The organism is Pseudomonas neuropathica (assembly GCF_051174785.1).
Taxonomy (GTDB): Bacteria; Pseudomonadota; Gammaproteobacteria; order Pseudomonadales; family Pseudomonadaceae; genus Aquipseudomonas; species Aquipseudomonas neuropathica_A.
This window is the reverse complement of sequence record NZ_CP195111.1, coordinates 1,501,222-1,513,060: the sequence shown is the minus strand read 5'-3', so window position 1 is coordinate 1,513,060 and position 11,839 is coordinate 1,501,222. Positions and strand designations below refer to the sequence as shown.

The following is an 11,839-nucleotide window of genomic DNA, read 5'->3' as shown; positions in this document are numbered from 1 at the left end:
GCGGATAGGTCCAATGGCTATAAAAAGCACAAACCCCGCCGATCAGGCGGGGTTGTGTTCAACGGTCTTGGGCGTCTTTGGCGTCCGCTTCGGCATTGCGTTGGGCAACGCGCTTGCGTTCTTCATCGGTCAGATCGACCTTGTTGGCGGTGTCGCGCAACATCATCAATCCCCCCACGATCGAGCCGATTGCAACGACCAGAATCAACCAGGCATACCAAGGCATAACGGCTCTCCTTAATGGCAGGTCGACGGACGAGGATTTCGCCGTGCAACGCTGCATACCACTTTTGAGCGAAGTGAACTCGCAGTGGTTCCATTCTAGGCCGCTTGTACCCGATACACCCGAAATCCCTCAATTGCCCGTCAGCATCGCATCGGCCGGCGCGTCGGCACGCAGCTGTCCGGTAAGCAGGAAGTAACCGAAACCGACTGCCATGAAGCCGAGGAAAATCAAGCCGATCAGCGCGTTGAACCAGGCCATCGCCACCAGACACACCACCGCCAGCACCAAAGCAATCAGCGGAATCAGCGGATAGCACGGCGCGCGGAAAGTACGCTCCAGATTCGGTTCCGATTTACGCAGTTTGAACAGGCTGAGCATGCTCATGATGTACATCACGATCGCACCGAACACGGCCATGGTGATCATCGCGGCGGTGAGGGTCATGCCGCCAAGATTGATCAGACCGTCGCTGTAAATCGCGGCAATGCCAATGATGCCGCCGACAATGATTGCGCGGTGCGGCGTCTGGAAACGCGAGAGTTTCGCCAGCGAGGCCGGAAGATAACCGGCGCGGGCGAGGGCAAAGAACTGACGTGAGTAGCCGAGAATGATCCCGTGGAAACTCGCCACCAGGCCGAACAGGCCGATCCACACCAGCATGTGCAGCCAGCCGGAGTTGTCGCCGACCACGGTTTTCATCGCTTGCGGTAGCGGGTCGTTGATGTTGGCCAGGGTACGCCAGTCGCCAACGCCGCCGGCAAAGAACATCACTCCCATCGCCAGCAACACCAGGGTCAGAATGCCGCTGATGTAGGCCTTGGGAATCGTGCGCTTCGGATCCTTGGCTTCCTCGGCGGCCATCGCCGCGCCTTCGATGGCGAGGAAGAACCAGATCGCAAACGGAATCGCCGCGAACATCCCGGCAATCGCTGGCGCGCCAAACACATCCGATCCCGCCCAGCCATTGAGGGCGAAGTTGCTGAAGCTGAACGCCGGCGCGACCACACCCATGAACACCAGCAACTCGGCAACGGCCAGCACGCAAACAATCAGCTCGAAAGTAGCCGCCAGTTTCACACCGAGGATGTTCAAGCCCATAAAGACGATATAGGCGCCGACTGCTGCGTGTTTCGGGTCGAGCGCCGGAAACTGCACATTGAGGTACGCGCCAATTGCCAGGGCTATGGCCGGCGGAGCGAAAACGAATTCGATCAACGTCGCCAGGCCTGCAATCAATCCACCTTTTTCACCGAAGGCGCGACGGCTGTAGGCAAACGGCCCACCCGCATGGGGAATCGCGGTGGTGAGTTCGGTGAAACTGAAGATAAAGCATGTGTACATGGTCGCGACCATGAACGAGGTCACCAGGAAGCCCAGTGTTCCGGCCACGCCCCAGCCGTAACTCCAGCCGAAGTACTCCCCGGAAATCACCAGCCCGACGGCGATACCCCACAGATGCAAGGTGCCCAGCGTGGGTTTGAGTTGTGTGTTCATGCGTTTGCTCCCTGAACGGTTTGGAAAGCTCGGGGAAGGGCATTTGCAGTGGGCGTGCCATTGCGCTGAAACAAGTCGTAATGAGTTGAAAGCTGTCGTATCGGGGATGTTCGCGGCTGGATGAGCGTTTTTTGTGCGCCAGTTGGGTGCGATGTTGGCGGTTATGCCGTCTTCGCGAGCGGGCTCGCTCCCACAGGGGAATGCATTTCAAATTGTGGGAGCGAGCCTGCTCGCGAAGAGGCCCGGCCTGACGGCGCAAAAACCTGCTGTAACGCCCGCATAAACCCACTCTTTACGCTTTCTTTATGCACAGCCAACACCCTCGCTCTCGTTCCTTTACAGCCTCCTTTCCGACAATGCCTGCACACACGGCAATACGCCGTAACACGGAGATCTTCCATGAGCGTTCTGGACGGGGTGTCACTGCTATTGGCAGTGGGGCTGTTCATTTATCTGTTGGTTGCGCTGTTGCGCGCGGATCGGAACTAGGAGCGGCTATGCACAGTTATGACTATTGGCTGATCCTCGCGTTTTTTGCGCTGGTCTTGCTGCCGGCGCCGTTCCTCGGGCGCTTCTACTACAAGGTGATGGAAGGCCAGCGCACTTGGCTGACGCCGGTTCTCGGCCCGGTCGAGCGCGGTTGCTACCGCATCGCCGGGGTCGATCCACAGGCGGAACAGAGCTGGCAGAAGTACACGCTGGCGCTCCTGGCGTTTAACCTCGCCGGTTTCCTGCTGCTGTTCGCGATCCTGTTGTTCCAGGATCACTTGCCGCTGAATCCGCAGAACCTGCCGGGCCAGGAATGGACCCAGGCGTTCAACACCGCGGTCAGTTTCATGACCAATACCAACTGGCAGTCCTACAGCGGTGAAGCGACCCTCAGCTACCTGAGCCAGATGGTCGGCCTCACCGTGCAGAACTTCGTCAGCGCCGCCACCGGCCTCGCCGTGCTGGTTGCGTTGTGCCGTGGCATCGGCCGCAAATCGACGAAAACCCTCGGCAACTTTTGGGTCGACATGACCCGCGCCACCCTCTACGGCTTGCTGCCGCTGTGCCTGTTGCTGGCGCTGTATCTGGTCTGGCAGGGCGTGCCACAAACTTTCGCGCAGTATGTGAACGCAGTGACGATGCAGGGCGTTGATCAAGTGATCCCGCTCGGCCCGGCCGCCAGTCAGATTGCGATCAAACAACTGGGCACCAACGGTGGCGGCTTCTTCGGCGTCAACTCGGCGCATCCGTTCGAGAACCCGACGGCGTGGAGCAACCTGTTCGAAGTCGCTTCGATCATTCTGATCCCGGTGGCGCTGGTATTCACCTTTGGCCACTACGTCAAGGACCTGCGTCAGAGCCGCGCGATCATCGCCTGCATGCTCGCGCTGTTCCTGATCGGCGGCGCGACGTCGCTGTGGGCCGAGTATCAGCCGAACCCGACGCTGAACAACGCTGCGGTTGAACAGACCGCGCCGCTGGAAGGTAAGGAAGCGCGCTTCGGCACCACCGCCACGGTGCTGTGGTCGGTGACGACGACGGCAGCCTCGAACGGCTCGGTCAACGGCATGCACGACAGCCTCAACCCGCTCAGCGGCATGGTTGCACTGGTCAACATGATGGTTGGCGAAGTGATCTTCGGCGGCGTCGGCGCCGGGCTCTACGGCATGTTGCTCAACGTGCTGATCGCGGTGTTCCTCGCCGGTCTGATGATTGGTCGAACCCCGGAATACCTCGGCAAGAAACTCCAGGCGCGGGAAGTGCAATTGCTGGTGGTGACCCTGCTGGTGATGCCGGTTGGCGTGCTGGTCCTCGGTGCGATTGCCGCAGCGGTTCCCAGTGCTGCGGCGACCATCAGCAACCCTGGCCCGCACGGTTTCAGCCAGTTGCTTTATGCCTACACCTCCGCCAGTGCCAACAACGGTTCGGCGTTCGGTGGCCTGAGCGCGAACACACCGTTCCACAACCTGATGCTCGGTCTGGGCATGTTGATCGGCCGCTTCGGTTACATCCTGCCGGTTCTGGCCCTGGCCGGCAGCCTGGCGATGAAGAAAACCGCACCGATCGGGCAGAACAGCTTCCCGACTCACGGCCCGCTGTTCGTGACCCTGTTGACCGTGACCATTTTGTTGGTGGGCGGCCTGACCTTTCTGCCGACACTGGCGCTCGGCCCGATCGCCGAACATTTAAGTATGGGCTTCTAAGGAATCCATCATGAATATGCATGTTCCTGCAAAACCTGCAGCGCCGACCCAGTCGGCAGAGGCACCGAAAACCGCGATATCGGCCCTGTGGCGTCCGGCGCTGCTGCAAGCCTTCGTCAAGCTCGACCCTCGGCAACTGAAGCGTTCGCCAGTGATGCTGGTGGTCGAACTGACGGCGATCTTCACCACCGTGCTGTGCTTCATTCCCGATGCTGATGTACCGGCCTTCGTCGCCGCGCAAATTGCCCTGTGGCTGTGGTTCACCGTGCTGTTCGCCAACTTCGCCGAAGCCTTGGCCGAAGGTCGCGGCAAGGCCCGCGCCGATAGCCTCAAGGCCGGCAGCGAAGGCCTCAGCGCACGGCGCAAACAGGCCAACGGCAGCTTTCAGGTAGTGCCGGCGGCAAGTCTGCGCAAGGGCGATGTGGTGCGCGTCGAAGCAGGGGAAATGATCCCCGGTGACGGCGAGGTCATCGAAGGCATCGCGGCAGTCAACGAAGCGGCGATCACCGGTGAATCGGCGCCGGTGATTCGCGAATCCGGCGGCGACCGCTCGGCTGTCACAGGCAACACGCGACTGGTGTCCGACTGGTTGCTGGTGCAGATCACCGCCAACCCCGGTGAGTCGACGCTCGACCGCATGATCGCGCTGGTCGAAGGCGCCAAACGCCAGAAGACGCCCAACGAAGTAGCACTGGATATTCTGCTGATCGGCCTGACGTTGATCTTTCTGCTGGTGGTGGTGACCCTGCAACCGTTCGCTCATTTCGCCAACGGCAGCCTGCCGCTGGTGTTTCTGGTGGCGCTGCTGGTTACGTTGATCCCGACCACCATTGGCGGTCTGCTGTCGGCGATCGGTATTGCCGGGATGGATCGTCTCGTTCGCCTCAACGTGATCGCCAAATCCGGCCGAGCGGTGGAAGCAGCGGGTGACGTGCATGTGCTGCTGCTGGACAAGACCGGCACCATCACCTTCGGTAACCGTCGTTGCAGCGCGGTGTATGCCGCGCCCGGTGTGAATGGTCGTGAACTGTCCGAAGGTGCGTTGTTCGCTTCGCTGGCCGACGAAACCGCTGAAGGTAAATCTATCGTTGAATACCTGCGCGGTCTGCATCCGCAGCCTGAGCCGGCGCTGGAAACCCTGACCGCCGTACCGTTCAGCGCTGAAACCCGTTTGTCCGGTGTCGACTATCAGGGTCGTGTCTACCGCAAAGGCGCGGTGGATTCGCTGCTGAGTTTCCTCGGCCAGAAACGCTCGGATCTGGCTCCGGCGTTGTCGCGGGAAATCGACAAGATCGCGCAGAGTGGCGGCACCCCGTTGCTGGTCTGTGCCGACGGCAAATTGCTCGGCGCGATCCACCTCAAGGACGTGGTCAAACCGGGCATCCGCGAGCGCTTTGCCGAACTGCGCAAACTGGGCATTCGCACCGTGATGGTCACCGGCGACAACCCGCTGACTGCCGCCGCCATCGCCGCTGAAGCAGGCGTCGATGACGTCCTCGCCGAAGCCACGCCGGAGAAAAAACTCGCGCGCATTCGTCATGAGCAGAACGACGGTCGTCTGGTGGCGATGTGCGGCGACGGCGCCAACGATGCCCCGGCGCTGGCCCAGGCTGACGTCGGCATGGCGATGAACGACGGCACCCAGGCTGCCCGCGAAGCGGCGAACATGGTCGACCTCGACAGCGATCCGACCAAGCTGCTCGACGTGGTGCAGATCGGCAAGGAATTGCTGGTGACCCGTGGTGCGCTGACGACCTTTTCCATCGCCAACGATGTGGCCAAATACTTCGCGATTTTGCCGGCGCTGTTTGCCTCGATTTATCCGCAACTGGGCGTGCTCAACATCATGCAGCTGACCAGTCCGCAGAGCGCGATTCTTTCGGCCATTGTCTTCAACGCCTTGATCATCGTTGTGCTGATTCCGCTGGCGCTGCGTGGTGTAAGGGTGCAGGCGGCGAGTGCGGCGGCGTTGCTGCGGCGCAATCTGTTGATCTATGGACTGGGCGGGATTCTGGTGCCGTTTGTGGGGATCAAGGCGATCGACATGTTGCTTACGGCGATGCATCTGGTGTGAGGCGGAAAAGAGCCCCTCACCCTAACCCTCTCCCGGAGGGAGAGGGGACTGACCGAGGTGTTTACGAGAGTTGCACCGACCTGAGATACCGAGCCGAACCCAGGTTTTGAAAAGCACATAAATCGTCTCCCTTTCTCCTAAGCGATATGGGGGAGAGGGGACTGACCGAGTGGTTTATCAGAGCTTCACAAACTTGAGATACCGAGCCGAACCCAGGTTTTGAAAAGCACATAAATCGGCTCCCTTTCTCCTTAGCGACATGGGGGAGAGGGGACTGACCGAGTGGTTTATCAGAGCTTCACAAACTTGAGATACCGAGCCGAACCCAGGTTTTGAAAAGCACATAAATCGGCTCCCTTTCCCCCTCGCCCCCTTGGGGGAGAGGGCTGGGGTGAGGGGGAAAAGATCTCCCTGACACCCCACCAAAGTTTGCCCAACGAATTCGAGGATCTTGCAATGTCCACAATGATACGTCCGGCCCTGAGCCTGCTGGTGCTGATGACCCTGGTCACCGGCGTCGCCTATCCACTGGTGGTAACCGGTGTCGCGCAAGTCGCATTCCCCGCTCAAGCCAACGGCAGCCTGGTGCATGACGCCGATGGCAAAGTCCGTGGCTCGTCGCTGATCGCCCAGGATTTCGTCGGCGATGCGTGGTTTCACCCACGTCCCTCCGCCGGTACGTTTGCTACCGTTTCCAGCAGCGCGAGCAACCTGGCGCCGAGCAATCCGGCACTCGCCACGCGGGTGATCGATGACGCCAACAAACTGCAGGTGCCCGGCCAGGGCCCGGTGCCATTGGCCCTGCTGACCACCTCCGGCAGCGGCCTCGATCCGCACTTGCCACCGGCCGCAATTGCCTATCAACTGGCGCGTGTCTCGGCAGCGCGAAATCTGCCGGTATCGACTCTGCAGCAACTGCTCGATGCGCATATCGAACAGCCGCTGGTGGGGCCGCCGGTGGTGAATGTGCTTGAGCTGAATATGGCGCTGGAAAAACTCTGAATCAGCGGCGCGGCCATTCGCGAGCAGGCTCGCTTCCACAGTGGAATGCATACTCCTTGTGGGAGCGAGCCTGCTCGCGAATAGGGCCGAAAGAACACCGCATAACTATCAGCAAGAGAGAACTTCAAGCATGAGCGACTCCGGCCGCGCCGACGCGCTGTTAGCAGACCTGCCCCGTGACGGCCGTGGCCGGCTCAAGGTTTTTCTTGGCGCCGCCCCCGGTGTCGGCAAGACCTACGCCATGCTTCAGGCTGCGCACACACAACTGCGCCAAGGCGTGAAAGTTATTGCGGGCGTCGTCGAAACCCACGGCCGCGCTGAAACCGAAGCGCTGCTCGGCGGCCTGCCGCAGCAACCGTTGGTGCGCTCGGAATATCGTGGCGTGATGCTCGAAGAAATGGACCTCGACGGCATTCTCGCGGCCAAGCCGAAGCTTGTGCTGGTGGATGAACTCGCCCACAGCAATGCGCCCGGCAGCCGTCACACCAAGCGTTGGCAAGACATTCAGGAATTGCTCGCCGCCGGTATCGACGTGTTCACCACGGTCAACGTCCAGCACCTGGAAAGCCTCAACGATCAGGTGCGCGGCATCACCGGTGTGCAGGTGCGCGAAACCCTGCCGGACTGGGTGCTGCAAGAAGCCTACGAACTGCTGCTGATCGACCTGCCGCCGCGCGAATTGCTCGAGCGCTTGCGCGAAGGCAAGGTCTACGTGCCCGAGCAGGCGCGCGCCGCGATCGATGCGTTTTTCACCCAGACCAACCTCACCGCATTGCGCGAACTGGCGATGCAAACGGCTGCCGCGCAGGTCGATAACGATCTCGCCCAAGGCTATCGCCAGCTCGGTCAGGCCGCGCCGGCGGTACGTGGCCGATTACTGGTCGGCGTTGATGGTGATGCGCAAGCCGAACGCCTGGTGCGCCACGCCAGTCGCGTCGCTCAGCGCCGGCATCTGCCGTGGAGTCTGGTGCACGTCGACAACGGCAGCGTGCGCGACGAGCAATCGCGCCTGCGTCTGCAAAGCGCTCAGCAATTGGCGGAGCGCCTCGGGGGGGAAGTGGTTTTATTGCGCGCCGGTGAAGTGGCGAAAACCTTGGTCCAGCATGCTGCCGAGCGCCGTGCGAGTCTGGTGTTGGTCGGCCAGTCTCGGCCTAGTTGGCGTCGTCGACTGTTCGGCGGTGGCTTGGCGGCGCGTCTGTTGCGTCAGGCCCATGGGCTGGAAATCAACGTCCTCGACAACGATCATGAACACCCGCAGTCGCGCCCGCGAAACCCGCTGACGCTGGTGTGGTTCGACTATGCGCTGGCGCTGGTCGCCACGGTGTTGGCCAGTGCTTTGGCGTGGGCGGTGTCGAGTGTGTTGCCGTTGCCGAATATCTCGCTGGTGTTTCTTGCAGCCGTGTTGCTGGTGGCGGTGCGCAGCAGTCTCGGCCCGGCGCTGGCCTGTGCGGCGCTATCGTTTCTGACCTACGACTTTCTGTTCATCCCGCCGAATTTTTCCTTCAGCATTCAGCGCGAAGAAGACGTGTTGACCTTGCTGTTTTTCCTGCTGATGGCGGCGCTCACCGGTAATCTCGCGGCGCGTCAGCGTCGGCAGTTGCAGGCGTTGCGCGACACCCAGGAGGAGACCAGCGAACTGCTCGATCTGTCGCGCAAACTCACCGCCGCCACCGATCGCCAAGCGGTGGTCAGCGCCGCCGCGCAACACCTCAACGGCTGGAGCGATCTGCAACTGTGCCTGCTCAATCGCGACGGCCAGGGCGGCTGGAAAGTCGAGACCGGCGGGCCGCTGGAGTTTACCGAGTCCGAACGCGCCGCCGCCGACTGGGCCTGGCAACACGATCAACCGGCAGGTATGGGCACTGGCACGCTGCCGTTTGGACGCTGGTGGTGGTGGCCGCTGTCGGTCGAGGACGGGCCGCTGGCGCTGCTCGGTGTCTGCGCCAAAGAAGGCCAGACCTTGAGTGGCCAGCGTCGCCGCTTGCTCACCGCGTTGAGTCAGCCGCTCGCCCAGGCGCTGGCGCGCGCGCAGTTGGCCGATGATCTGGAAGCCGCGCGCCTGCACGGTGAGACCGAACAATTGCGCAGCGCCTTGCTGGCGTCGGTGTCCCACGACTTGCGCACGCCGCTGACCGCCATGCGCGGCAGCATCGACAGTCTGTTGGCCCTCGGCGAAGCGATCCCGCTGGAGGACCGTCGCGAGTTGCTCGAAGGCACCCGCGACGAAGCCGAACGCCTCGACCGCTACATCCAGAATCTGCTCGACATGACCCGGCTCGGCCACGGTGCGCTGAAGCTGGCGCGGGACTGGGTGTCGCCGGCCGACATCGTCGGCAGTTCGCTCAATCGTCTGCGCGCAGTGCTGGCGCCGTTGCAGGTCAGCACCGATGTGCCGGCGGCGTTGCCGTTGCTGTTCGTGCATGCGGCGTTGATCGAGCAGGCGTTGGTCAATGTGCTGGAAAACGCTGCGCGCTTCTCGCCCATTCACGGCCGTTTGGAGCTGAACGCGGGAGCGAATGACCAAGAGATTTTCTTCTCGGTCAGCGACGAGGGCCCGGGGATCCCCGAGGATGAACGGGCGAAGATTTTCGATATGTTCTACACCGCTGCCCGGGGCGATCGCGGCGGCCAGGGCACCGGCCTGGGCCTGGCGATCTGTCAGGGCATGGTCGGTGCACACGGCGGTCGCATCAGTGTCGCCGACGGCATCGACGGACGCGGCACTTGCATCACCTTGCACTTGCCGTTGCAGACGCAACCGGGGATGGACGATGAAGGCTGAAGCCGACTGCGCTACTCTCTTGCCAATCATTTGTGTTGATGTGAATTCATGAGCCAGACCGCGACCATTTTGGTCATCGACGACGAACCGCAGATTCGCAAGTTCCTGCGCATCAGCCTCGCTTCCCAAGGCTACAAAGTGCTCGAGGCCGGCACCGGTGCCGAGGGTCTGGCGCAAGCGGCGCTGAACAAACCGGATTTGCTGGTGCTCGATTTAGGCCTGCCGGACATGGACGGCCAGCAAGTGCTGCGCGAGTTTCGCGAATGGGCCACGGCGCCGGTGCTGGTGTTGTCGGTGCGTGCCAGCGAAGGGCAGAAAGTCCAGGCGCTGGACGGCGGCGCCAATGACTACGTGACCAAGCCCTTTGGCATTCAGGAATTTCTCGCGCGGGTCCGCGCTTTGTTGCGTCAGGCACCGGCGGGGGAGGCGCAGCAGGCAGCGTTGAGTTTCGGCCCGTTGACCGTGGATCTGGCCTATCGGCGGGTGCTGCTCGATGGCGTCGAAGTGGCGCTGACCCGCAAGGAATACGCGGTGCTGGCGCAACTGGCGCGGCATCCTGGGCGGGTGATTACCCAGCAGCAATTGCTCAAGGATATCTGGGGGCCGACCCACACCGAGGACAGCCATTATCTGCGGATTGTGGTGGGGCATTTGCGCCAGAAACTCGCGGATGATCCGACGCGGCCGCGGTTTATTGTTACTGAAGCCGGGGTTGGCTATCGTCTGTTGAGTGATGTTGGCTGATCTGGCCTCTTCGCGAGCAGGCTCGCTCCCACACTGGATCTGCGTCGTTCACAAATCCCCTGTGGGAGCGAGCCTGCTCGCGAAGATGTCATCAAACACACCCGAGAAATCAGGCCCGATCAACCCTGCTCACTCTCATACCGATCCAGCGTATCCCGCGCAATCTCGCGCCCCAACGCGATCAATTCGGGCGCCTTGTAAAACTCGAAAAACCGGCACACCCGCTTCGGCACGTTGATCAGGATATCCGGCGGATACCCGGCGATCTTGTATTGCGCCAGCGAGGTCTGCATCACCTCGAAACTCTGGTTGATCAAGTCCAGCAACGAGGCCGGCCCGACGTTGTCGATGATGAACGAACCGGTCGCCGATTTCGGTGCGCCTTCACGCTCGGGCGCGGCGGCCGGTTGCTGACTCTCCGGCTCGGCGCCTTCCAGCCAAGGGTTGATGTCTGCTGCTTCGGCGCGCAGCGCTTCTTGCTCGAGCCGCAACAGTTGCTCGGCCTGTGTCCGGCGGAACGGCATCTTCGACCCCAGCGATCTGATCAGGTTGTCAAAGCGTGAGCGGAATGCGGCGGGGCGCTGGATCACCGGCAATTTGTAGTGACGCTGGTTGGTCGAGTTGAGATTGACCGCGATGATCAGATCACAGTGGCTCGACACCACCGGCACGATCGGCAACGGGTTGAGAATGCCGCCATCGACCAGCATGCGATTGCCCTGCATCACCGGGGTGAACAGGCTGGGAATCGCCGCCGAGGCGCGCATCGCCTGATGCAGACAGCCTTCCTGAAACCAGATTTCCTGTTGATTGGTGAGGTCCGCGGCGACGGCGGTGTAGGGGATGCGCAAGTCTTCGATGTTGATCTCGCCGACGATCTTGCGGATCTGGCCGAAGACCTTTTCGCCGCGAATCGCACCGAGGCGAAAACTCACGTCGACCAGGCGCAAGACGTCGAGGTAATCGAGGCTTTCGATCCAGTTCTTGTAAACGTCGAGTTTGCCGGCGGCGTAGATCCCGCCGACCACCGCGCCCATCGAACACCCGGCAATGCAGGCGATGTCGTAACCACGTCGTTCGATCTCTTCAATGACCCCGATATGGGCATAGCCCCGGGCGCCACCGGAGCCCAGCACCAGTGCGACTCGTTTTTTCATCCAGCTTCCTCCCGACAAGGTTCCACAATGCACCCATCGCCGGGCTGGCTCAATCGCCTAGGTCGTTGAGTGCGCCGGTGACGTCGTTTTTTCGATACTGCATGACTCTTCGGCGCTATCCTTCTCAGTTGCGCGGTTTCACCCGCCGGCAAGGCACTTTTTCCAAGC

At 61.6% G+C, this 11,839-nt stretch carries 9 protein-coding genes; 6 read left to right on the top strand and 3 right to left on the bottom strand.

The features are described 5' to 3' along the window. Window positions 1–58 precede the first annotated feature (58 nt). Both ACRRSD_RS06835 and eat read right to left on the bottom strand, forming a co-directional pair. Complete coding sequence (locus ACRRSD_RS06835) at window positions 59–226, bottom strand: DUF2897 family protein (protein ID WP_095120497.1); 168 nt, start codon at window positions 224–226, stop codon at window positions 59–61. A gap of 129 nt (window positions 227–355) precedes the next feature. Next, window positions 356–1,720, bottom strand: coding sequence for an ethanolamine permease (gene eat / locus ACRRSD_RS06830; protein ID WP_110720399.1), 1,365 nt, complete (start codon window positions 1,718–1,720; stop codon window positions 356–358). Between the two features lie 399 nt (window positions 1,721–2,119). On the opposite strand from eat, the gene kdpF reads away from it, so the two are divergent. The 6 genes from kdpF (at window position 2,120) to ACRRSD_RS06800 (ending at window position 10,514) form a co-directional block, all read left to right on the top strand. Further along, window positions 2,120–2,209: a K(+)-transporting ATPase subunit F gene (kdpF, locus tag ACRRSD_RS06825; protein ID WP_007899818.1), complete on the top strand. Its 90-nt coding sequence runs from the start codon at window positions 2,120–2,122 to the stop codon at window positions 2,207–2,209. An 8-nt stretch (window positions 2,210–2,217) separates the two neighbouring features. Continuing rightward, window positions 2,218–3,912, top strand: coding sequence for a potassium-transporting ATPase subunit KdpA (gene kdpA / locus ACRRSD_RS06820; RefSeq protein ID WP_122597149.1), 1,695 nt, complete (start codon window positions 2,218–2,220; stop codon window positions 3,910–3,912). Between the two features lie 10 nt (window positions 3,913–3,922). Next, the gene (gene kdpB, locus ACRRSD_RS06815; RefSeq protein ID WP_435037592.1) at window positions 3,923–5,986 is read left to right on the top strand and encodes a potassium-transporting ATPase subunit KdpB; all 2,064 of its coding nucleotides are present in this window, start codon (window positions 3,923–3,925) and stop codon (window positions 5,984–5,986) included. A 456-nt stretch (window positions 5,987–6,442) separates the two neighbouring features. Further along, window positions 6,443–6,988 (top strand): potassium-transporting ATPase subunit KdpC, encoded by a 546-nt coding sequence (gene kdpC / locus ACRRSD_RS06810; protein ID WP_435037591.1) that lies wholly within the window; start codon window positions 6,443–6,445, stop codon window positions 6,986–6,988. Window positions 6,989–7,118: 130 nt separating this feature from the next. Further along, window positions 7,119–9,770: a DUF4118 domain-containing protein gene (locus ACRRSD_RS06805; RefSeq protein WP_435037590.1), complete on the top strand. Its 2,652-nt coding sequence runs from the start codon at window positions 7,119–7,121 to the stop codon at window positions 9,768–9,770. 48 nt (window positions 9,771–9,818) lie between these two features. Then, window positions 9,819–10,514 (top strand): response regulator, encoded by a 696-nt coding sequence (locus ACRRSD_RS06800; protein WP_127929259.1) that lies wholly within the window; start codon window positions 9,819–9,821, stop codon window positions 10,512–10,514. Window positions 10,515–10,633: 119 nt separating this feature from the next. Here ACRRSD_RS06800 and ACRRSD_RS06795 read toward each other — a convergent pair whose 3' ends face one another. After that, window positions 10,634–11,671 (bottom strand): patatin-like phospholipase family protein, encoded by a 1,038-nt coding sequence (locus ACRRSD_RS06795; RefSeq protein WP_150793023.1) that lies wholly within the window; start codon window positions 11,669–11,671, stop codon window positions 10,634–10,636. Window positions 11,672–11,839: the final 168 nt, after the last annotated feature.

Bases quoted from the DNA above. Each gene is read 5' to 3' on its own strand.
- ACRRSD_RS06835 (WP_095120497.1), bottom strand. From the start codon at position 226: ATGCCTTGGTATGCCTGGTTGATTCTGGTCGTTGCAATCGGCTCGATC.
- ACRRSD_RS06795 (WP_150793023.1), bottom strand. From the start codon at position 11,671: ATGAAAAAACGAGTCGCACTGGTGCTGGGCTCCGGTGGCGCCCGGGGC.
- kdpC (WP_435037591.1), top strand. From the start codon at position 6,443: ATGTCCACAATGATACGTCCGGCCCTGAGCCTGCTGGTGCTGATGACC.
- eat (WP_110720399.1), bottom strand. From the start codon at position 1,720: ATGAACACACAACTCAAACCCACGCTGGGCACCTTGCATCTGTGGGGT.
- kdpB (WP_435037592.1), top strand. From the start codon at position 3,923: ATGAATATGCATGTTCCTGCAAAACCTGCAGCGCCGACCCAGTCGGCA.
- kdpF (WP_007899818.1), top strand. From the start codon at position 2,120: ATGAGCGTTCTGGACGGGGTGTCACTGCTATTGGCAGTGGGGCTGTTC.
- kdpA (WP_122597149.1), top strand. From the start codon at position 2,218: ATGCACAGTTATGACTATTGGCTGATCCTCGCGTTTTTTGCGCTGGTC.
- ACRRSD_RS06805 (WP_435037590.1), top strand. From the start codon at position 7,119: ATGAGCGACTCCGGCCGCGCCGACGCGCTGTTAGCAGACCTGCCCCGT.
- ACRRSD_RS06800 (WP_127929259.1), top strand. From the start codon at position 9,819: ATGAGCCAGACCGCGACCATTTTGGTCATCGACGACGAACCGCAGATT.